Origin of the sequence: Streptomyces sp. NPDC048258 (assembly GCF_043201995.1) — a bacterium.
In the GTDB taxonomy this organism is placed as follows: Bacteria; Actinomycetota; Actinomycetes; order Streptomycetales; family Streptomycetaceae; genus Streptomyces.
The window spans coordinates 110,654-131,167 of sequence record NZ_JBICZH010000002.1 but is presented as its reverse complement, the minus strand read 5'-3'; the positions used below and the strand labels follow the sequence as shown (position 1 = coordinate 131,167).

General features: G+C 72.5%; 22 protein-coding genes. 9 read left to right on the top strand and 13 right to left on the bottom strand.

Annotated features, from left to right (window positions below; translation table 11 throughout):
- Window positions 1-38: 38 nt before the first annotated feature.
- The 7 genes from moeZ to ACGFYQ_RS04765 all read right to left on the bottom strand — a co-directional run bounded on the left by moeZ (window position 39) and on the right by ACGFYQ_RS04765 (window position 8,165).
- Window positions 39-1,217, bottom strand: coding sequence for an adenylyltransferase/sulfurtransferase MoeZ (moeZ, locus tag ACGFYQ_RS04795; protein ID WP_393739996.1), 1,179 nt, complete (start codon window positions 1,215-1,217; stop codon window positions 39-41).
- A gap of 63 nt (window positions 1,218-1,280) precedes the next feature.
- A complete protein-coding gene (locus ACGFYQ_RS04790) occupies window positions 1,281-2,036 on the bottom strand; it encodes a spherulation-specific family 4 protein (protein WP_393739994.1) in 756 nt (251 codons plus the stop codon).
- A complete protein-coding gene (locus ACGFYQ_RS04785; RefSeq protein WP_393739992.1) occupies window positions 2,024-3,034 on the bottom strand; it encodes an NAD-dependent epimerase/dehydratase in 1,011 nt (336 codons plus the stop codon). The genes ACGFYQ_RS04790 and ACGFYQ_RS04785 overlap by 13 nt, the downstream gene beginning before the upstream one ends.
- Entirely contained in the window at window positions 3,031-4,023 is a 993-nt protein-coding gene (locus ACGFYQ_RS04780; protein ID WP_393739990.1) for a hypothetical protein, read from the bottom strand. Before ACGFYQ_RS04780 ends, ACGFYQ_RS04785 begins: the two co-directional genes overlap by 4 nt.
- Window positions 4,020-5,600, bottom strand: a complete 1,581-nt coding sequence (gene pelF, locus ACGFYQ_RS04775; RefSeq protein WP_393739988.1) for a GT4 family glycosyltransferase PelF — start codon at window positions 5,598-5,600, stop codon at window positions 4,020-4,022. The genes ACGFYQ_RS04780 and pelF overlap by 4 nt, the downstream gene beginning before the upstream one ends.
- A gap of 205 nt (window positions 5,601-5,805) precedes the next feature.
- A complete protein-coding gene (locus tag ACGFYQ_RS04770) occupies window positions 5,806-7,191 on the bottom strand; it encodes a DUF3152 domain-containing protein (RefSeq protein ID WP_393739986.1) in 1,386 nt (461 codons plus the stop codon).
- Window positions 7,192-7,196: 5 nt separating this feature from the next.
- A complete protein-coding gene (locus ACGFYQ_RS04765; RefSeq protein ID WP_393739984.1) occupies window positions 7,197-8,165 on the bottom strand; it encodes an alpha/beta fold hydrolase in 969 nt (322 codons plus the stop codon).
- Window positions 8,166-8,295: 130 nt separating this feature from the next.
- Here ACGFYQ_RS04765 and ACGFYQ_RS04760 point away from each other — a divergent pair, with 130 nt between their 5' ends.
- From ACGFYQ_RS04760 to ACGFYQ_RS04745, 4 genes are all read left to right on the top strand, one after another.
- Window positions 8,296-8,514: a hypothetical protein gene (locus ACGFYQ_RS04760; RefSeq protein ID WP_362392567.1), complete on the top strand. Its 219-nt coding sequence runs from the start codon at window positions 8,296-8,298 to the stop codon at window positions 8,512-8,514.
- A gap of 126 nt (window positions 8,515-8,640) precedes the next feature.
- The gene (locus ACGFYQ_RS04755) at window positions 8,641-9,279 is read left to right on the top strand and encodes a TetR/AcrR family transcriptional regulator (RefSeq protein ID WP_382647025.1); all 639 of its coding nucleotides are present in this window, start codon (window positions 8,641-8,643) and stop codon (window positions 9,277-9,279) included.
- Between the two features lie 127 nt (window positions 9,280-9,406).
- Window positions 9,407-9,634 (top strand): DUF3107 domain-containing protein, encoded by a 228-nt coding sequence (locus tag ACGFYQ_RS04750; protein ID WP_215149754.1) that lies wholly within the window; start codon window positions 9,407-9,409, stop codon window positions 9,632-9,634.
- Between the two features lie 135 nt (window positions 9,635-9,769).
- Window positions 9,770-10,069 (top strand): hypothetical protein, encoded by a 300-nt coding sequence (locus tag ACGFYQ_RS04745; protein ID WP_393740889.1) that lies wholly within the window; start codon window positions 9,770-9,772, stop codon window positions 10,067-10,069.
- A gap of 110 nt (window positions 10,070-10,179) precedes the next feature.
- Here the strand turns inward: ACGFYQ_RS04745 and ACGFYQ_RS04740 are convergent, their stop codons facing one another.
- Complete coding sequence (locus ACGFYQ_RS04740) at window positions 10,180-10,938, bottom strand: ferritin-like fold-containing protein (protein ID WP_393739981.1); 759 nt, start codon at window positions 10,936-10,938, stop codon at window positions 10,180-10,182.
- Window positions 10,939-11,389: 451 nt separating this feature from the next.
- Here ACGFYQ_RS04740 and ACGFYQ_RS04735 point away from each other — a divergent pair, with 451 nt between their 5' ends.
- The 3 genes from ACGFYQ_RS04735 (at window position 11,390) to ACGFYQ_RS04725 (ending at window position 14,602) form a co-directional block, all read left to right on the top strand.
- Complete coding sequence (locus ACGFYQ_RS04735; RefSeq protein ID WP_393739979.1) at window positions 11,390-13,360, top strand: DEAD/DEAH box helicase; 1,971 nt, start codon at window positions 11,390-11,392, stop codon at window positions 13,358-13,360.
- Between the two features lie 122 nt (window positions 13,361-13,482).
- Window positions 13,483-14,337: an alpha/beta fold hydrolase gene (locus ACGFYQ_RS04730; RefSeq protein WP_393739977.1), complete on the top strand. Its 855-nt coding sequence runs from the start codon at window positions 13,483-13,485 to the stop codon at window positions 14,335-14,337.
- A 112-nt stretch (window positions 14,338-14,449) separates the two neighbouring features.
- Complete coding sequence (locus ACGFYQ_RS04725) at window positions 14,450-14,602, top strand: hypothetical protein (protein WP_215149874.1); 153 nt, start codon at window positions 14,450-14,452, stop codon at window positions 14,600-14,602.
- An 80-nt stretch (window positions 14,603-14,682) separates the two neighbouring features.
- Here ACGFYQ_RS04725 and ACGFYQ_RS04720 read toward each other — a convergent pair whose 3' ends face one another.
- The 4 genes from ACGFYQ_RS04720 to ACGFYQ_RS04705 all read right to left on the bottom strand — a co-directional run bounded on the left by ACGFYQ_RS04720 (window position 14,683) and on the right by ACGFYQ_RS04705 (window position 17,606).
- On the bottom strand, window positions 14,683-15,288 hold the full coding sequence (locus tag ACGFYQ_RS04720) for a MarC family protein (RefSeq protein ID WP_393739974.1): 606 nt from the start codon (window positions 15,286-15,288) through the stop codon (window positions 14,683-14,685).
- 55 nt (window positions 15,289-15,343) lie between these two features.
- Window positions 15,344-16,210, bottom strand: coding sequence for a PHP domain-containing protein (locus tag ACGFYQ_RS04715; protein WP_393739972.1), 867 nt, complete (start codon window positions 16,208-16,210; stop codon window positions 15,344-15,346).
- A gap of 108 nt (window positions 16,211-16,318) precedes the next feature.
- A complete protein-coding gene (locus ACGFYQ_RS04710) occupies window positions 16,319-16,963 on the bottom strand; it encodes a DUF6758 family protein (protein WP_393739970.1) in 645 nt (214 codons plus the stop codon).
- A 58-nt stretch (window positions 16,964-17,021) separates the two neighbouring features.
- On the bottom strand, window positions 17,022-17,606 hold the full coding sequence (locus ACGFYQ_RS04705; RefSeq protein WP_328927503.1) for a suppressor of fused domain protein: 585 nt from the start codon (window positions 17,604-17,606) through the stop codon (window positions 17,022-17,024).
- A 375-nt stretch (window positions 17,607-17,981) separates the two neighbouring features.
- On the opposite strand from ACGFYQ_RS04705, the gene ACGFYQ_RS04700 reads away from it, so the two are divergent.
- Together ACGFYQ_RS04700 and ACGFYQ_RS04695 are read left to right on the top strand one after the other, a co-directional pair.
- Entirely contained in the window at window positions 17,982-19,097 is a 1,116-nt protein-coding gene (locus ACGFYQ_RS04700) for a magnesium and cobalt transport protein CorA (RefSeq protein ID WP_393739968.1), read from the top strand.
- A 30-nt stretch (window positions 19,098-19,127) separates the two neighbouring features.
- On the top strand, window positions 19,128-19,637 hold the full coding sequence (locus ACGFYQ_RS04695) for a hypothetical protein (RefSeq protein WP_393739966.1): 510 nt from the start codon (window positions 19,128-19,130) through the stop codon (window positions 19,635-19,637).
- Between the two features lie 27 nt (window positions 19,638-19,664).
- On the opposite strand, the gene ACGFYQ_RS04690 is transcribed toward ACGFYQ_RS04695, so the two are convergent.
- Entirely contained in the window at window positions 19,665-20,450 is a 786-nt protein-coding gene (locus ACGFYQ_RS04690) for a hypothetical protein (RefSeq protein WP_393739964.1), read from the bottom strand.
- Window positions 20,451-20,514 lie beyond the last annotated feature (64 nt).

The window sequence follows — 20,514 nt, the reverse complement described above, 5'->3', positions numbered from 1 at the left end:
CGGCCCCTTCGGGCGTGCCTGGGTACGACCTGGCGTGACTAGTAGACCGGCTTGTCGGGCTCGATCTGGTGGACCCAGCCGATCACGCCGCCGCCGACGTGGACCGCGTCCGAGAAACCGGCGGACTTCAGGACCGCGAGGACTTCCGCACTGCGGACACCCGTCTTGCAGTGCAAGACGATGCGCTTGTCCTGCGGCAGGTCCTGGAGGGCGGTGCCCATCAGGAACTCGCCCTTGGGGATCAGCTTCGCGCCGGGGATCGAGACGATCTCGTACTCGTTCTTCTCACGGACGTCGATGATCTCGATCTTCTCGTCCGCGTCGATCCACTCCTTGAGCTGCTTGGGAGTGATCGTCGAGCCGGCGGCCGCCTCCTGGGCCTCCTCCGACACGACGCCGCAGAAGGCTTCGTAGTCGATGAGCTCGGTGACGGTCGCGTTCGGACCGCAGACCGCGCAGTCGGGGTCCTTGCGGACCTTGACCTGGCGGTACTGCATCTCCAGGGCGTCGTAGATCATCAGGCGGCCGACCAGCGGCTCGCCCACGCCCGTGAGGACCTTGATGGCCTCGGTGACCTGGATGGACCCGATGGACGCGCAGAGCACGCCCAGTACGCCGCCCTCGGCGCAGCTCGGGACCATGCCCGGCGGCGGGGGCTCCGGGTACAGGCAGCGGTAGCACGGGCCGTGCTCGGACCAGAAGACCGAGGCCTGGCCGTCGAAGCGGTAGATCGAACCCCACACGTACGGCTTGTTCAGCAGTACGCAGGCGTCGTTGACCAGGTACCGCGTGGCGAAGTTGTCCGTGCCGTCGACGATGAGGTCGTACTGGCTGAAGATCTCCATCACGTTCTCGGCTTCGAGCCGCTCTTCGTGAAGGACCACGTTCACGTACGGGTTGATGCCCAGCACGCTGTCGCGGGCCGACTCGGCCTTGGAACGGCCGATGTCCGCCTGGCTGTGGATGATCTGGCGCTGCAGGTTCGACTCGTCGACCTCGTCGAACTCCACGATGCCCAGCGTGCCGACGCCGGCCGCGGCCAGGTACATGAGGGCGGGCGAGCCGAGGCCGCCCGCGCCCACGGCCAGCACCTTGGCGTTCTTGAGGCGCTTCTGGCCGTCCATCCCGACATCCGGGATGATCAGGTGGCGGGAGTACCGACGGACCTCGTCAACGGTGAGCTCAGCGGCTGGCTCTACCAGGGGTGGCAGCGACACGGGGACTCCGTAGATGGTTACGTCTTAACGGTGGTTCTCCCCGTAACACTGCCACGCCCGTCTTCATTCCAAGACACCTGTCCCGATCCGTGAGACGATTTCGTCCCAGTACGCGGGCATCGAGGCCCATGGATCCCGGTCCCCCGCCCCGCGCCGGTCCGTGAACCAGATCGTGCCCGCGCCCTGCCAGCAGGCGATCCGCATCGCCTCCTCCAGGTGCGTGCGCGGCACCCCGTGGACGAGGTGGCAGAACCGCTCCGCCGGGTGGTCGGCCGTCCACTCCGCCACCTGCGACCAGCGGTAGTCGGCCCAGGTTCCGGAGAAGGTGACCAGCTGGTCGGCCGCCTCCACGTAGCCCTCGTACGGGTGCGTGCCGTGCCCGAGCACGATACGGATGTCCTCGCCCAGGCCGCGCAGGGTGTCCGCGACCCGGCGCACCGAGGCGAGTTCCGCCTTGTCCGCCGGGGCGCCGGCGAGGTAGAAACCGCCGACCCCGTACCAGTCGCGGAAGCGGTGGGCATCGGAGATCAGCTCCCCGAAGGACCGTTCGCCGTCCCGCATGGCGAGGTGCCCGAGGACGGTGCCGCCCGCGCCGCGCAGCTTCGCGGCCGCCTCCGTGCAGTGCGGGTCGGGCCGCCCGCCCGGGCCGTCCGTGACATTGAGCACGGCCCAGTGCAGCGGGGTCCCGGGGCGGGTCAGTTCGGCCCACTCGACGGGGGCGAGCAGCGGGTGCGCGTAGCCGGGGATGCCGAGGCCGAGCCGGCCGGCCTCGGTCGCGGCGGCCGCCGGGGCCCCGGGCGGGGTGGTCAGATACGGCACGCCGCCTCCATCCAGATGTCCGCGAGGGACTCCTCCAGGTTGATCCGGGGCCGCCAGCCGAGCCGGTCGCGGGCGGTGCGGACGTCGGCCTGCTGCCAGGCCCCGCAGCCGTCGGGGTACGGGTACGGCTGCGGGGCCGCGGCCGCGAGCTGCTCGGCCGTCGCCTCGGACCGGGGGGACCCGATGGCGGCGAGCCCGACCGGGCGGCCGGGGTGCGCGTGCGACTGCTGCGGCCCCCCGTGCGGTACGTCCAGCTCGTGCAGGGCGCCCCCGTACCCGGCGACCCGGGCCAGGACGGCGGCCGCGTCGCGCAGCCGGACCGCACGGCCGGTGCCGATGTTGACGACGCCCTGGGCTGCCGAGAGGGAGGCGGCGTGCACGGCCCGCGCCACGTCCCGTACGTCCACGAAGTCGCGCTGGACGCCGAGCCCGCTGAGCTTGAGCTCGCCGTCCCCGGACTGCATCGCGCGGCGCATGGCCTCGGCGAGGCGGCCGAGGGGGGATCCGGCGGGGGTGCCGGGGCCGACGGGCGAGAAGACCCGCAGCACGACGGCGTCCAGCCCGGAGCCCAGCACCAGCTCGGTGGCGGCCAGTTTGCTGACTCCGTACGGTCCGCCGGGTCTCGGCACGGCGTCCTCGGCCGTGGACGATCCGGGCTGGCTGGGCCCGTACTCGGCGGCGCAGCCGAGCTGGACGAGGCGGGCCCCGCAGCCGCTGCGGCGCAGCGACTCGCAGACGGTGGCCACGGCGACCGTGTTGTGCCGGGTGAGCTCCCGGGCTCCGCCGCGGGTGGCGCCGGCGCAGTTGATGACGACGCCGGGGTGGACGGCGTCGAGGAAGCGGGTGAGCGCGCCGGGGCTGCCGGTGGCGAGGTCGAAGCGGACGTCGGCGTCGTCGCCGCGGCCGAGCGCGGTGAGCTGGACGGCGGGGTCGGCGAGCAGTCGGTCGGCGACGTAGCGGCCGAGGTATCCGTTGGCTCCGATCAGCAGCACCCTCATCGCGTGGCCCCTTGGTCGGTTGGCTGGCCGGTCATCTTCTGTTTCTCCTTGCGAGTGGATGGACGGGGTCGCGCATGGGCGGATGCGCGGGACAGCGCGAGGACGGCGTGTACGAGGAGTCCCGCCGCGGCGGCGGCCGCCGCCGCGGGGACCGGGACCAGGGCGAGCGCCAGGGCGGCGGCGACCGGTCCGCGGTGGGCTCCGTGCCGGAGCAGGAGCCGCGTCAGGAACAGCAGTACGGCGAGCGGCAGAGCCACCGTGAGCGGTGCTCCGGCGAGCGCGGCGGCCCCGGCGGCGGCCGCGGTGAACACGGCGACGGCCGCGAGCAGCAGCGGACGGGCCCGGTCGGCGAAGTCCTCCAGGGCGTGGCTCCCGGCGAGCCGGGAGCGGGCCGCCGCGGCGAACGCCGCGGCGGTCAGGTGGCCGGGGGCGACGGCCAGCGCGAGGCCGACGGCGAGGGCGGCGCCGTGCCGGTGCGCGGCCCAGCCGACGGCGGCCGCGGCCAGCAGGTGCGCGGCGCAGGGGAACCGGCCTCCGGCGGCCCGCCCGGGCCACACCAGGGCGGCGACGACCGCGGATACGGCGGCGGGACCGGCCCAGGGCTGCCCGGCGGCGGCCGCCGCGAAGGCGACGGCGCCGGGCAGCAGGGCGTACCCGAACCCCCGGAACGCCGGGGCCCGGGCCGGGATCCGCGCGGCCGCGGCGGCGGGAGCCTCTCCGTGCGGGGTCCGGGCGTACAGCTCCTCGGCGAGCGAGAAGACGTCCCGGTGGCGGAAGCGCCCGGCGGTCCGGTCGGTGATCCCGTGGGCTTCCAGCCCGGCGGCGATCTCCAGCGGATCCACGGCCCGCTCGCACAGCGCGCGATGCCGGTGCAGCAGCGCCTTGACGGGATCCCCACCCCGCCGGGGGGCGTGTCCCGCGCCGTCGGCCGGCTCGGCCCCGCCCGGGGGTGCCGGGCGGGCCGACATGCCGGGGTCCACGGTGGTCATACGGTCGCCTCCGGAACGGTGGCCCAGGTGGGGCTGGTCCAGTGCCCCGGCACACGCGCCTCCGCGGGCTGCGCGAAGGGGACCTCCCCGTCCGGCCGGGCGGATCCGCGGGCCAGCAACCGCAGGTAGATCTCCTGGAAGGCGGTCACGTTCTGCTCGACCGTGAAGAGTTCCAGGGCCCGCGCCCGGGCGGCGGCCCCGAGCCGCTGCGCCCGCTCGGGATCCCCTAACAGCGAGAGGCACGCGTCGGCCAGGGCCCGCGGATTGCGCGGCGGGACGACGAGCCCGGTGCCGCCGATGACCTCGCGGACCGCGCCGACGTCGGTGGACACGGTGGCCCGGCCGCAGAACATCGCCTCGGCCAGGGTGATCGGGAAGCCCTCGATCACGGAGGACAGGACGACCACGCGCCCCGCGCCGTAGGCCTCGGCCGGGGAGGGCGCCTCGGGCCCGCCGATCTCCTCGAAGGTGACGGGGTTCTCCCCGACGGTCACGGCGTCGACGGCCTCGTCGGGGAACAACTGGGCGGCCAGGGACCGGCAGTCGGCCAGGTAGCCGGGGGCCACGGCCGTGGCGAAGATCCGCAGCCGGGTCCGCGGCACGGCCCGGCGGACCTCCGCGAAGGCGTGCAGCAGCGCGATGAGGTCCTTGGCGGGCTCGATCCGGCCGACCCACACCAGGGTCTCGGGGTCCCCGCAGTCCACGGCCTCCCCGACGGTGGCGAATCGGTCCGCCTCCATCCCGGGATAGACCGTCCGCAGCCGGTCCCGGGTGGCCCCGCACCGCTCCTGCCAGCGCCGGGCGTGCGCGTTCCCGGGAGTCAGGAGGTCGGCCTGGGCGTAGATCTCGCCGGCCAGCCGGATGTGGAAGGCCGCGAGCAGGGCCCGTACGGCGGGCCGGGCCTCCTGGCTCTGGTCGAGGTAGTGGGCCCGCAGCTGGACGCCGTACTCGGTGACCAGCAGCGGGACCCCGAAGAAGCGTTTGGCCAGCAGTCCGGGGAGCGCCGCCACTCCGCCCGCGGCGGCGTGGCAGATGTCGACCGCGCCGAGATTGCCGGGCTCCTCGTACCAGTCGAGGGACAACGGCCGGAGCATGCGCTCCAGTTCGTCCACGAACTCCAGCAGGTCCGGTACCTGCGCCGCCTGCACCGTGCGCCCCGCGCCCGGTGCCCGGCAGGCGGACTCCACCGCCCGCACCGCGGACTCGGAGCGCAGCGCCGCGTACAGGCCGCCCTGGTCGCGGGCGAGTCCGGCGAGCCCGTAGAGCCCGGCCGCGAAGGCGGGTGCCTCGCCGGCGCAGACCCCGTGGACCAGCTCCCGGAAACAGTCGGCGAAGCGCCGGCGCTCACGCCGGCTGTACGTCCGCCCGTCGTCGGCCGGGGCCCACAGGGGGGCGGTCCGGACGCGGGTGACGTGCTCGGGCAGGAGGACCCTGGTGCGTTCCTGCTCGGCGCTGCGACTCAGTGCGTAGAGCTCGAACTCGTGCTGCGGGAGCCCGCGCACGAGCCGGTCGCACCACAGCCTCGCCTCTCCGGTGGCATACGGATAACCACCTTCCGTGAGCAGTCCGATCCGCACGAGTGGCACCCCCGATCTCCCGTTCAGGCGGTCGTCGTCGGTCCGGCGACCCGCCGCGGAAGAACTCAAGCGGATATACCGGAGACGCGACGGACGGTTGTCCATCGCGCCACCGGAAGGGGTGAAGAGTCGTAACTTTCCCGTACGGTTCGCGTTCGAGCACGCTAGATAGGGGTGCCCTGCACGGAGATCGGGGCGGACCCGATCAACTACCGGGGAAAACCCACGGGTTGGGCTTGCACTGGATGCCGTCGATGTCGAGGGACTTGGTCTGCTGCTGCATGATCGGGGCGAGCGCGCCCGGCGTGCGGCAGTTCACGTGACCGTGTCCGAGCCGGTGGCCGACCTCGTGGTTGATGAGCATCTGGCGGTAGGCGAACATCTGGTCCGGGCCGTACGTGGGCGAGCCCTGGGCCCAGCGGAACGCGTTGATCATCACCCGGTCGGTGGACGCGGAGTCGCAGGAGACGTTGTCGATGGTGGTGTCCAGACCGGACTTGGCGCACCACGTCCCGGTGGTCCCGGGGCTGGCCAGGGTGATCACGAAGTCGGCCTCGCCGCCCGGCACCCGCTCGAAGGTCTTCGTGCCGCCGTGGCCCCAGCTGCGGTCGTCGTTGAGGGTGCGGTGGACGGCCTCGGCGAACAGCTGCGGGTCCAGGCCCAGGCCCTGCTCCACGTCGACCCGGTAGCGCACGAGTTTGCCCTTGCCGGGGGCCTTGGCCACACCGGGCACGGTGTCGAAGGCGCCGGACCCGGCGAGCTTCTCGTCGATCGGCAGCTGCTGGGCCATCTTCTGCTCGTACGTCGGCTCCGGCGCGGCCGCGGCCGACTGCGAGGCCGCGGGGGCGTCCGGCGTCGGGCGGCCGTCGGAGCGGGAGGTGGGGGCGTCGGCCCGGGAGTCGTCCCCGGCGGCGAGCGTGCCGTGCTGGGCGATCTCGCCGTGGTGGAGCACCTGGCTCGCGACGACGACGGCGACGACGGCGGTGACGGCCACGGCGGCGGTGACGGTGTAGGTGCGGACCTTGCGGCCGCGTCCGGAGCCGGGCTGCTCCACCGGGGCGTCGGCGGGCTTGCGCGGGCCGGGTACGCGGCGGTGCGAGCCGGTGGAGGTGACGGGGTCGGGGGCGGGCGTCGGTACCGGCGCGGGCATCGGCGCCGGCGCGGGCATCGGCGCCGGCGCGGGCTCCGGCAGGGTGACCTGCGGGAAGCCCACCGCGGGGGTGCCGTACGCCGGGGTGTCGGTGTCCAGCAGGGCGGTCGCGGTCCGGGCCCGCGGAACCCCGCGCCAGTCCCCGTACACGGAGTCGGGCGAGGCGCCCCAGGCGCCGCCCGGTTCGTGCTGCTCGGGGTGGCCGCCGGGAACGGGCCGCTCCTGGGGCACGTAACCCTGGTGGGTGACGGTGGGTTCGGGCCACGGCCGGGTGCGCGGCTCCTCGTACGGGAAAGGCTCCTCGTACGAGGAGGGCCGCTCGTACGGGAAGGAGTCCTCGTACGGGAAGGACTGCTCGTACGCCACCGGTTCCTCGTACACCGGCGCCGGACGCGCCGGGGCAGGGGCAGGGGCGGGGTCCCTGCGACTATGTCGTCCCACGGTCCTCAGCCTCTGCCGTCTTCGGTGTCCAGGAGCAGCTCCCGGAAGGCGGCGGCCACCACCTCGGGGTACTCCATCATTGCCACGTGCCCGGCCTCCGGCAGGCACAGCAGCCGCGAACCCCGGAAGGCGGCGGCGGCCTTGTGCGCCATACGGTACGAGACCAGCTGGTCCCTGCCACCGTAGACCAGCAGCGTCGGCGCGAGCACCCGCTGCGCCTGCCGCCACAGCCCGTGCTGCCCGCCGAGGGTGTAGGCGTCGACGATGCCGCGCGAGGAGCGGGTCAGGGACTCCCAGAAGTACGGCAGGGCCATCCGCCGCTCCATCTCCTCCACGGCGTTGCGGAAGCCCTCGGGTGTCACCCGCGCGGGGTCCCCGTAGCAGAGCTCCGTCACCCCCTGGGTGCGCTGTTCGGCGGTCAGCCCCTGCGCCAGCCGGCCCAGCAGCGCGCCCATCCCGGGTACGGCGAGCAGCGCGGTCGGTACGGCCGCCCGCTGCACGCGCAGTTCGGGCAGGGCGGGCGAGACCAGCGTGAGCGTGCGCACGAGGTCGGGCCGGACGGCCGCGACCCGGGTGGAGACGGCGCCGCCGAGGGAGTTCCCGATCAGGTGGACCGGCCCGCGCCCGGCGGCGTCGAGGTGCCGGATGACCACGCGGGCGAACGCGGTGACGGAGTAGTCCCGGTCGGCGGGTGGCGGGGACCAGCCGAAGCCGGGCAGGTCGAGGGCCTCGCCGTCGACGGTGCCCGCCAGCTGGGCCATGAGGTCCGACCAGTTCTGCGAGGAACCGCCCAGTCCGTGGACGAACAGCGCGGGCGGCAGGTCCGCGCGCACGGGCGGACGCACACGGACGGCCAGTTCCAGCCCGGGCAGCGCGACGGTGCGCAGCTGCTCCCCGTCGGCCACGCGGACGGCTCCCGCCAGGGAGGTCGGCTCGGCGGTGGACCGTACGCCCGGCAGCTCGGTCGAAGACATGCGGGCAATGTTACGAGACGATCACGCTCCACTTCTTGTGTTCGCCGTCACAGAGGCATGGGGATCCGCATAGCGGGGTATCCGCGATCCTCCTAGGCTCATAGGTGAAGAAGGAAGCGAGGGGAGTGGTATGACTGTCGACCCTGCGGAACCGGACACTTTCCGGGAGCCGTTTCCCGAATCCATCGACCCCGAGGCGCCGGAGGCGGACCTGGCGGAGCAGCAGACCGAGGTGGGGCCGTCGGAGGACGACGACCGGGTCACCGGTGTGGAGCGCGGCGAGGCCAACGACGGGGACGCGGTCGAGCAGGCGAGGGTGGTGCCACTGGACGAGGACGACTACCGCTGACCAGCGCATCCGACCGGTCCGTACCGCGAGAAAACTCGGCTTGAACCCACCAGATTCGGTTACCGAAAAGTACGATGGCGGCGCGGCGCAGAGCGCACTGTGTTCTTAGAGAAAGTGGGAGGCGGCGTGACAGCCATCGAGCAGACCGAGGCAGCGCGTCCGCGGGGCACGCGACTGCCGCGCCGGGCCCGGCGCAATCAGCTCCTGGGCGCGGCGCAGGAGGTTTTCGTCGCGCAGGGTTACCACGCCGCGGCCATGGACGACATCGCCGAGCGGGCCGGGGTGAGCAAGCCGGTCCTGTACCAGCACTTCCCCGGCAAGCTCGACCTCTACCTGGCGCTGCTGGACCAGCACTGCGAGTCCCTGCTGCTCGCCGTCCGCACCGCGCTCGCGTCGACGACCGACAACAAGCTGCGTGTGGCCGCCACGATGGACGCGTACTTCGCGTACGTGGAGGACGAGGGCGGCGCCTTCCGGCTGGTCTTCGAGTCCGACCTGACGAACGAGCCCGCGGTGCGCGAGCGCGTCGACCGGGTCTCGCTCCAGTGCGCGGAGGCCATCTCCGACGTCATCGCGGAGGACACCGGCCTGTCCAAGGACGAGTCGATGCTGCTGGCCGTGGGACTGGGCGGGGTCTCGCAGGTGGTGGCCCGGTACTGGCTGTCGAGCGAGAGCCCGGTCGCCCGGGACACCGCGGTCGGCCTGCTGACCTCGCTCGCGTGGCGCGGTATCGCCGGATTCCCGCTGCACGGCTCCGAGGGCTGAGCAGCTGTTCGTGGCTGTTCGCTGCGAGCGTGTCCGCTCCGCGCGGTCCGCGTCCCCTCTCCGGGCTAATGTGGACCGCGTACGGCGCGGCTGATCGCGCGAACCGGATCGTCGGAGGGACAAAGCCGTGGAGGTCAAGATCGGCGTGCAGCACGCACCCCGGGAGATCGTGCTGGAGAGCGACCTGAGCGCCGAGGAGCTGGAGACCATCGTCGCCGCCGCGCTGTCCGGTACGGCGCCGCTGCTCAGCCTCACCGACACCAAGGGCCGCAAGGTCCTGGTGCCGTCCGACCGCCTGTCGTACGTCGACCTGGGCGAGCCGAGCGCGCGCAAGGTCGGTTTCGGCGCGCTCTGACGCGGCGGCACGTGACGTGCCGAGAACTGCGAGAAACGGCCTGGTGGTTGAATCCACCGGGCCGTTTCCGTTTCCTCCGCTTCGGGTAGGACCGCAGTGACTCGGTTTACCCCGACGTGTGGGAGGGACCCCATGCTGCTGATGGAGACGTTCGGCTCGGCTCTGCTGGGGCTCGCCCTGTCCGCGACAGCCGCGCGCGTGCTTGCCGACCGCCTGCCGGATCCGAGAGTGGTACTGGTCAGCGGGGTGTTCGGGGCGCTGTTCGGGGCGTATCTGACGCACTTCGCGCTCGGTCCCGGGCACAACACCCTGACCGCGACCTTCATCGGGGCGGTGCTGGTGTCGGCCGTGGTCCTGTCCCTGCTGCTCCGGCCGGCCGCCGGGCCCCGCAGGCCCTCGCACAGGACTCCGTTTTCGCTCCCGTCGCGGGGCTGACCCCTGATCCTGGGCCCTGACCCCGAGCCCTGACCCTGAGCCCCGACCCTTGACGTACGTCGGCCCCGGCGCGGAATCCTCCGCACCGGGGCCGATCCGCGTACGGACGCTTACGCGGCGAGGCCGAGGGCCGCCATCCGCTTGGTGTGCGCCTTGGTGATCCGGGTGAACATCTCGCCGACGGCCGCGAGGTCGAAGCCCGCGGCCATGCCGTCGACGCCGCCGACCAGCATGGTGGACAGCGCGTCGCGCTCGGCGACCACGCGCTGGGCCTGCGAGAGGGCCTCGCCCATCAGCCGGCGCGCCCACAGCGCGAGGCGGCCGCCGCAGCGCGGGTCCGCCTCGATGGCGGCGCGCACCTTCTCGACGGCGAAGTTGCCGTGGCCGGTGTCGTCGAGCACGCCGAGCACGAGGGCGCGGGTGTCGGTGTCCAGGTGGGAGGCGACCTCGCGGTAGAAGTCACTGGCGATCGAGTCGCCCACGTACGCCTTGACCAGGCCCTCCAGCCAGTCCGACGGCGCGGTCTGGCGGTGGAAGTCGTCCACGCCCTTGGCGAAGGGCTGCATGGCGGCGGTGGGTTCGGCGTCGATCGCGGCGAGCCGGTCGCGCAGCCGCTCGAAGTGGTGGAACTCGGCGGAGGCCATGGCGGCGAGCTCGGCCTTGTCGTCGAGGGTGGGCGCGAGCTTCGCGTCCTCCGCGAGGCGCTCGAAGGCCGCGAGCTCGCCGTACGCGAGCGCGCCGAGCAGGTCCACGACGGCGGCCGCGTACTGCGGCGAGGCAGAGGCGGTCGCCCAGTCCTGGGCGGCGATGCCCGTGGCTTCGGCGGGGGCGCCGTCGTCGGCGGGCGAGGCGTTTTCAACGGTCGACATGCTCCGCACAATAGCCGTCCGCACGGCGGCCCACGCCACCACACATCCACACGGTCCGTCCACGTAAACGCGCCGGGCCAGTGAATTCGCCCGACACAGCTGCGCGATTCCGGGGTACAGTGGTAATGCGCCTGCCGGATACTCGGCGGGCCATCCGAATGAGGATGCCCGGTCGGTGGCCCGATCGGCTCCAACCGACCCGCCCTCTGCGTGGTGCGTGCGTTCATGTGCCGCCACCCTTGAGGGGCCCCCTCAGCGGCACAAGCGCTTGAGCGAAGGCTTAGTGGTCCCGCGCAGCTTCGTATGTACGCCGCAGTACAGCAAGCCCGGCACGGTACGACCCCCCTCGCCGCCTCGCGCCGCGTCTCACAGAAGAGGCAGCACCCTGACTACGTTCCGAGACCTCGGGATTCTCCCCGAGACCGCCGAAGCCCTTGAGGCCGTCGGCATCGTGTCCCCCTTCCCGATCCAGGAGATGACCCTCCCCGTCGCCCTTTCCGGCACGGACGTCATCGGCCAGGCCAAGACCGGAACCGGCAAGACGCTCGGTTTCGGCCTTCCGCTGCTGGAGCGGGTCACCGTCCCCGCGGACGTCGAGGCGGGCCGGGCCAAGCCCGAGCAGCTGACCGACGCCCCGCAGGCGCTCGTGGTGGTTCCGACCCGCGAGCTGTGCACCCAGGTCACCAACGACCTCCTGACCGCGGGCAAGGTCCGCAACGTCCGCGTGCTCGCCATATACGGCGGCCGCGCGTACGAGCCCCAGGTCGAGGCGCTCAAGAAGGGCGTCGACATCATCGTCGGCACCCCGGGCCGCCTCCTCGACCTGGCCGGTCAGAAGAAGCTCGACCTGTCGCACGTCCGGGCCCTGGTCCTGGACGAGGCCGACGAGATGCTCGACCTGGGCTTCCTGCCCGACGTCGAGAAGATCATCAACTACCTGCCGCCGAAGCGTCAGACCATGCTGTTCTCGGCGACCATGCCGGGCGCGGTCATCGGCCTGGCCCGCCGGTACATGACGCAGCCGACGCATATCCGCGCCACCTCGCCCGAGGGCGAGGGCGTGACCGTGGCCAACATCAAGCAGCACGTCTTCCGTGCGCACAACATGGACAAGCCGGAGCTGGTCTCCCGCATCCTGCAGGCCGAGGGCCGTGGCCTGGCCATGATCTTCTGCCGTACCAAGCGCACGGCGGCCGACATCGCCGAGCAGCTGGAGAAGCGCGGTTTCGCGTCCGGCGCCGTCCACGGCGACCTGGGCCAGGGCGCGCGTGAGCAGGCGCTGCGCGCGTTCCGCAACGGCAAGGTCGACGTGCTGGTGTGCACCGACGTCGCCGCGCGCGGCATCGATGTCGAGGGTGTCACCCACGTCATCAACTACCAGACGCCGGAGGACGAGAAGACCTTCCTGCACCGTGTGGGCCGCACCGGCCGCGCGGGCAACAAGGGCATCGCCGTCACCCTGGTCGACTGGGACGACATCCCGCGCTGGCAGCTGATCAACAAGGCGCTGGAGCTGGACTTCCACGACCCGGTCGAGACGTACTCCACGTCCCCGCACCTGTTCGAGGAGATGAACATCCCGGCCGGCACCAAGGGCGTCCTGCCGCGCGCCGAGCGCACGCGGGCCGGCCTGAAGGCCGAGGACCTCGAGGACCTGGGCGAGACTGGCGGCCGTGGTGGCCGTGGCGGCCGCTCCGGCCCGGCCGCGGCCGCCGTGGTGGCCGAGGAGCGTCCGGCCCCTACCCGTACGCCGCGGCAGCGCCGCCGTACGCGGGGCGGGTCCGAACTGGGCGCCGAGTCCGCCGCCGTCACCCCCGTGGCCGAGGCTCCGGAGGCTCCGGCCGCCGACGAGCCGCGCAGGCCGCGCCGTCGCCGGACCCGCGTGTCCGCCGGTGCCGCGGTCGTCCCGGCCCCCGCGGTTGCGGTGGCCGAGGCCGCTCCGGTGACTCCGGTCGCCGTGGTCGAGGCTCCGGTGGCCGTCGCGGTCGCCGAGGCCGTCGCGGTCGTCGAGGAGGCTCCGGTCAAGCCGAAGCGCACCCGCACCCGCAAGGCCGTCGCCGAGGTCGCCGAGGCGGCCGTGATCGAGGCCCCGGTCGCCGTGGCCGAGGAGGCCCCGGTCAAGCCGAAGCGCACCCCGACCCGCAAGGTCGCGGAAGCCGCTCCGGTGACCCCGGTCGCCGTGGTCGAAGAGGCCCCGGAGAAGCCCCGCCGGGCCCGCGTCCGCAAGGTCGCCCCGGCCGCGCCGGAGCCGGACTTCCAGATGGCCCCGCCCGTGGAGCCGGTCAAGGCCCGCCGTACCACCCGGACCCGCAAGGTCGCCGAGGCCGCCCCGGAGGCTCCGGCCGCCGCAGCGGCCGAGGACGCTCCGGCCAAGCCGAAGCGCACCCGCACCCGCAAGGTCGCGGCCGCGCCCGAGGCGTAGGCACCGAGGCGCCGGCGCGTCGACGTCAGCACGGCCCGATGGCCCGGCCCCCTGTCGCAGGGGGCCGGGCCATCGGCCTATCCCCTCCGCACCGCTCCGTACGGGCCGGTAACCTCGGGCCCATGAGCAAGCCGCCGCGCCTCACCCTGCCGTCCGTCGCCCGCGCCCGCCGCCTCTCGACCGCCCGCGGCGACTTCGCCGTGCACGAGGCGGGCGGGGCCGCCCGCGGCACCGCCCTGCTGGTCCCCGGTTTCACGGGCAGCAAGGAGGACTTCATCGCCCTCCTGGAGCCGCTGGCCGCCGCCGGCTACCGGGTGGTCGCCGTGGACGGGCGCGGCCAGTACGAGACCCCCGGCCCGCGCGAGGAGTCGGCGTACGCCCTGGAGGAGCTGGCACTGGACGTCCTCGCGCAGGTCCACGCGCTGAGCTCGGGGCCCGTGCACCTGCTCGGCCACTCGCTCGGCGGGCTGATCTCGCGCGCGGCCGTGCTGCGCGATCCCGCGCCCTTCGCCTCGCTGACCCTCATGAGCAGCGGACCCGCCGCGATCTCCGAGGAGCAGCAGGCGCGCACCAAACTGCTGGTGGCCGCCCTGGAGGCACTGCGGGAAGACATGCCGGCGGTGTGGGCGGCGATGCGCGCGCAGGACCCGGAGGACGCCGTCCCGGACTCCCCCGAGCTGGCGGACTTCCTGCGCGAGCGGTGGCTGGCCACCGTCCCCGAGCAGCTGATCACCACGGGCCGGGCGCTGATCTCGGAGCCGGACCGGGTCGCGGAGCTGGCTGCCGTCCCGCTCCCCAAGCTGGTGCTGTCCGGAGCGGTGGACTACGCCTGGCCGGTGCCGCTGATGGATGAGATGGCGGACCGCTTGGGCGCGTCGCGGGTGGTCGTCGAAGGCGCCGAGCACTCCCCCAACGCGGAGAATCCCCAGGTCACAGCCAGTGCACTGGCCGCGTTCTGGGACTCCTGCGCCTCGTAGCGCCCGGCCAATCGTTAGCGAGTGAAAAAATTTCCTTAGCGTAGGGAATGTTTGCCTCCTACACTTCGTTGAACCCTCTGCAAGGAGAAACACCGACGAAGGGAGAAGCCCCATGCGCTTCGAGATTCTGCGCCTGGACGACGTCGACGGGTCCGCCGTGGACAGCACCGTCGTGGACGCGGCCTCCGTCAACCGGATCGTGCAGCAGGCCGCCGCTGTCGGCCAGCGCATTCTGATCCGACCGGCCGAGACGGCGTCCTGCTGACGCCTCACCCACCGCACACACGTCGACGCCCCCGACACCGATACCGGTGCGGGGGCGTTCTCGCGTCCTGTGCCGTGCGGTCAGGAGCCCTGGACGACCTGGAGCACGCCGTTGATGATCTGCTGGACGGCGATCGCGGACAGCATCATGCCGGCGAGCCGCGTCACGAGCACCACGCCGCCGTCCTTGATGACCCGGATGATCACCAGCGAGTAGCGCATCGTGATCCACAGGACCACGTGCATGGCGATGATCGCGGACCAGACGGACAGCTGCCCGCTGACCCCGTCGGCCTTCTGCACCGCCAGGATCACGGACACGATCGCACCGGGCCCGGCCAGCAGCGGCATGCCCAGCGGGACGAGGGCGACGTTCACGTCCTTGGTCTGCTTCGGCTCGTCGGTCTTGCCGGTGAGCAGGTCGAGCGCGATGAGCAGGAGCAGCAGACCACCGGCGATCATCAGCGCCGGTACGGAGACGTGCAGGTAGTCCAGGATCTGCTGGCCGCAGAGCCCGAAGACGGCGATGACGCCGAAGGCCACGCAGACGGCCTGCCAGGCCATCCGGCGCTGCACCTTGGCAGGGCGGCCGGAGGTCAGGGCGAGGAAGATCGGCGTGATCCCCGGAGGGTCCATAATCACAAAAAGGGTGAGAAAAAGGGATCCGAAGACGGCGAAGTCGAACACAGAGATGCCTTGCAGGTGAGGGGTGTGAAGAAAAGCGGGAAGGGCGGAGCGGCGCTTACGCGCGGACGCCTCCGCCGGCGCCGGGCACGGGGAAGGCTCCGGTCGCGCGGCGCGTGATCTCGCCGTAGATCTCGGGATCGGTCGTGAAGTCCCCGAGGCGACAGGTCTTGCGGCTGCCGTGGTAGTCGCTGGATCCGGTGGTCAGCAGTCCGAGGTCCGCCGCCAGGCCGCGCAGACGCGCGCGGGTGGCGGTGTCGTGGTCCATGTGGTCCACCTCGATGCCGTCCAGACCCGCCGCCGCCAGCTCGGCTATCGCGGACTCGGGCACGCACTCGCCGCGCTTGACGGCCGCGGGGTGGGCGAAGACGGTGACGCCGCCGGCCGCCTTGACCAGGCGGATGGCGTCGAAGGGGTCGAGTTCGTGCTTCTCCGCGTACGCGCGGCCGCCGTCGGCGAGCCAGTCGGGCGTGAAGGCGTCCGAGACGGTGGGTACGACACCCAGCTCGACGAGCGCGGTCGCGATGTGCGGCCGCCCCACGGAACCCTCGCCGGCGATCCGGGCCACCTGCTCCCAGGTGACGTCCACGCCGAGTGACCGGAGCTTGCCGACCATGGTCTGGGCGCGGGGGGTGCGGTCGTCCCGTACGAGCTCGCGCTCACGGGCGAGCTCGGGCTCCTCGGGGTCGAAGAGGTAGGCGAGCATGTGCATCCCGACCCCGTCGAGCCGGCAGGACAGCTCGGCTCCGGTCACCAGCGTCAGCCCGGCGGGCAGCGCGGCGAGGGCCTCGGCGTACCCGCCCACGGTGTCGTGATCGGTCAGCGCGACCACGTCCAGCCCCGCGGCGGCGGCGCCCAGCACCAGCTCGGCGGGGGTGTCCGTACCGTCGGAGGCCGTGGAGTGGGCGTGCAGGTCGATGCGCACAGCCGGGCTCCATGGTTCGTACGTACGGACGGTGGGGGCGCCTCCCAGCGGTACTGGGGGAGACACTCCAGGATAACCGGGCCGAAGGTCCCCCCTGATCGGCGGTGCCTACGAGGGGCCGAGGATGCGCGGGCTCAGGGCCCCGCACGGAAGGAGCTCGACCTCGGCTCCCGCGTCGCGGAGGTCGGTGAGGACGAGCTCGTCGTACATCAGGAGGCCGGACTGCTCCGGCCAGACGATCGCCCAGAGCCACAGGCCCCGCGCCTCGCCCGCGAAGACGGCCCGGTCGTCGGGGCTTCCGTTGACGTGCCACAGCGGTGTCGGGCGGCCGGCCGCGACCACCTTGGCGTGCGGCGACGCCGATACGTCGATGTACGAGCCGGGGTCCGGGCCGTCGATGCCCGCGAACCGCGCGCCGAGCCCCACGCCCAGCTCCTCGGCGACCAGCAGCAGCTCGCCGATGCCGCCCAGCGGACCGGGACCCGAGCAGGCCACCGCCGTCGCCCGCCCCCCGCTGCGGTCGTCACCGGCCGACGCCACCCCGGTGAACAGCCACCCCACCGGCAGGGGCCACGGCATCCACACCGGCACCTGCGTCCGGTGGACGACCACGCCCAAGCCCTCGACGCTGGGCGGGATCACGGGTTGCAGGGGGTGGACAGTGCCGTGCACGGCGCACTGCCAGGAGTCGGAGAAGAGACCGGGCGCCCTGACCCGGCCACCGCACTTCGGGCAACTTGGTTCGCCCCTCATAAGAAGCCACGCTCCTCCCCGCCCGGCGCGCCGTCAAGACGCGATCACCCGTCCGGGCTCAGTCCAGTGCGACTGCGGTACGCAGAGGATCCCGCAGATCCGTGCCGCGCGCGAGCCAGCGTTCCTGGAGGGCGGCCGCGCCGTGCACCCGTTTCCAGGCGGCCTCGTTCGCCGTCATGGGGAGGAGCGGCAGGAACCGCACCGGGTCCATGGGCTCGTCCAGCTCCAGGTCCTCCACCAGACCCCCGGGCTCCGCCACCAGGACGGAGCTGAAGGCGGCCCCGTCCCAGAGCGGTTCACCCACGTCGAGCGAGGCCCCGGGGGCCACGATCAGTCCCTCCACCTGCGGGGAGGCGGCCAGGACCGCGAGCGGCCTGAGGAGTTTGTCGGTGGGCGCGAGTCCGCCCCGTACGGTCAGGACCAGCTCGGCGCGCGGCCCGCGTACGGGGTCCGCGACCACGGCGGTCGGGTCGGTCATCGGGTGCGCGGACATTCCGAGGGTCGCGTACCGCACGAGGTCGCCCTCGGTGAAGCGGAGTACCTCGATGCGGTCGGTGCCCAGGAAGGTGACGGCGGCGCGTGCGTCGGGTACGCCGAACGCGGTGCGCAGCCGAGCCTCCACGAGGGCCAGAATTTCTGCCATGGAGCGAGCATAGAACTCGTATCAGCCGGGTAAAGGGCGGGTCTTGACCATCCGTCGGCTGATAGTGTTGACAGCTGGACCGGGCCGCATGCAGAAGCATTGTTTCAAGGCTCTGGGCGACAGGACGTCTCTCACGGGGGACCGGCCGGAGGAGGTGGGGCTGCGGTGGATCGAAGTCGATCGTGCAGTACCAATCGCTCTTCCACTTCTGTGACGGGCGCTTCCCGCCCCCTGTGATCTTCTGATCAGTAGAAGAGCGACGGCAGAACTTTGTCCTCCCGTCCTGCTTCCTTCCGTCCGCCGGGCCTGCCCGCCCGCGCTCCGGAAGGTCTCCCACCCGTACGGTCCGCAGCCGTGCGCGCGAAGGAGCCTGCCATGTCGATGCTGCCCTACATCCGTGCCGCCGTCCGTCCGGCACTGCGCAAGTCCAGCCCGGCCCAGCCCGGATACGACACCACCCGCGACCCGTCGGCGAGCAGCGCCGTGGTCGACTGCGCCGTGTACCGCGACGGCCGACGCGTGCTGGGGCCGGCCTGTCTGACGCCCCGTGAGGCGACCCGCCGGGTCCGCGAGGACGGCGGCTTCGTCTGGATCGGCCTGCACGAGCCGACCGAGGCGGAGTTCGCGGGGATCGCGGCGACCTTCGGCCTGCACCCGCTGGCCGTCGAGGACGCGGTGCACGCGCACCAGCGGCCGAAGCTGGAGCGCTACGACGACACGCTGTTCACCGTCTTCAAGACGATCCACTACGTCGACCACGCCCAACTGACCGCCACCAGCGAGGTGGTGGAGACCGGCGAGGTGATGTGCTTCACGGGCCCCGACTTCGTCATCACCGTCCGGCACGGCGGTCAGGGCTCCCTCAAGGGGCTGCGCCACCGCCTCCAGGACGACCCGGACCTCCTCTCCAAGGGCCCGTCGTCCGTGCTGCACTCCATCGCCGACCACGTCGTCGACGGGTACATCGCGGTCGCCGCGGCCGTGCAGGACGACATCGACGAGGTGGAGAGCGAGGTCTTCGCCGCGCCCGCGAAGGGCGGTACGCGCGGCGGTGACGCGGGCCGCATCTACCAGCTCAAGCGCGAGGTGCTGGAGTTCAAGCGGGCGGTCTCGCCGCTGCTGCGTCCGATGGAGCTGCTGAGCGAGCGCCCGATGCGGCTGGTGGACCCCGACATCCAGAAGTACTTCCGGGACGTCGCCGACCACCTGGCGCGGGTGCACGAGCAGGTCGTGGGCTTCGACGAGCTCCTGAACTCGATCCTCCAGGCGAACCTCGCGCAGGCGACGGTCGCCCAGAACGAGGACATGCGCAAGATCACCTCCTGGGCGGCGATCATCGCCGTCCCCACGATGATCTGCGGGGTGTACGGGATGAACTTCGAGCACATGCCCGAGCTCCAGTGGAAGTACGGCTACCCGATGGTGATGGCCTCGATCGTCGGGATCTGCTTCACCATCCACCGCGCCCTGCGCCGCCACGGCTGGCTGTAGCGCTGGGGAGCCACCGCCTACCCTGTCAGCATGACTCTCAGCACGCTCGACCTGGCCCTCGTCGAGGAGGCCACCAAGAAGTCCGGCCTGATCTGGGTCCGCGGCGCCGGGGCCGACCGCGCCCTCTGGCACGCCTGGGTGGACGGCGCGGCCCACGTACTGGGCGACGGGCCCGGCGAGCAGCCGTTCCCGGGGCTGGCCGACGGCTCGACCGCCGAGGTGACCGTGCGGAGCAAGGACAAGGGCGGCCGGCTGGTGGCCTGGACGGCGACGGTACGCGAGCTCCCGCCGCGCGGCGAGGAGTGGGCGGCGGCCGTCGCCGAGCTCAAGGGGAAGCGGCTGAACGCGCCCGACTCGGAGGAGATGACCGAGCGGTGGGCGCGGGAGTGCCGGCTGCTGCGGCTGGAGCCGGAGGCGGTGTCGACCCTGCCGGGCGGCTCCCTGGCCGCGGCCCCGCTCGCCTCGCCGGCGATCACCCGCCGGCCGATCCCGGCGCACCTGCCGAAGCTGCTGCTGAAGCGGAAGAAGGCCGCCCGCTAGGGCCGCCCGCCAGGGGCGTGGCAGGGCTCAGGGCTTGGTCGGGTTGGAGCCCTGGCCGGAGCCCTTGGTCTCGCCTTCCTTGTTCTCGCCTTCCTTGGTCGTCGGCAGCTGGGACCCGTAGTCGACGGTCTGGTCCTGCGCGGGCGCGACGAGCGGGAAGGGCTTGCCCCACTCCGCGAGTTCCACCCGGCCGGCGCCCCCCGCGCGCTCCATGAGGAGCGGGTACGGGGTCCCCTCCAGGGAGACCGAGAGCTTGCCGCCCTTGCCCGCGTCCGCCGTGACCTGGACCGCGCGGGTGTGCCCGACCTTCGTGTAGGAGCCCTTGGCGAGCTTGCCCTGGAGGCCCAGCAGCCCGTCCAGCAGCACGTCCATGTCGGTGAAGCCGCGGAACTGCTTGTACGAGGGGTCGCCCTCGGGCACCTTCACGTACTTGTCGCCGAGCTTGCCGGCCGAGTCGGACTTGCCCCAGAACGCCGCGCTCGCCTTCAGGTACAGCTGCTCCCCGACCCGCAGCAGCTGGAAGGTGTCGTCCTGGGACTTCACCTCGCCCGAGCCGCCGTCCGACTTCAGCCGCATGTCGACGGTGAAGGACTTGCCGCCGCTCACCAGCGTGCCGGACAGGTGCACCGACTCCGCTTCGCCGGCGGCCGCCTTCGCCTTCGCCTCGATCTTGTCGGCGGACAGCTTGCCTATCCCGTTCGTCCCCTCGTCGGGATCCTCCCCGCAGCCCGTACCGGTGACGGCGAGGCCCGCGCACAGCACACCGATGAACGCGGCCCGGCGCAGACGCGCGGCAGGGAAGTAGGCGGTCACGTGCGGGTGCCTCTCGTCGGTCCTCTTCGAGCAGCAGGCAGCGTACCTGCCCGTAGGCGTACGG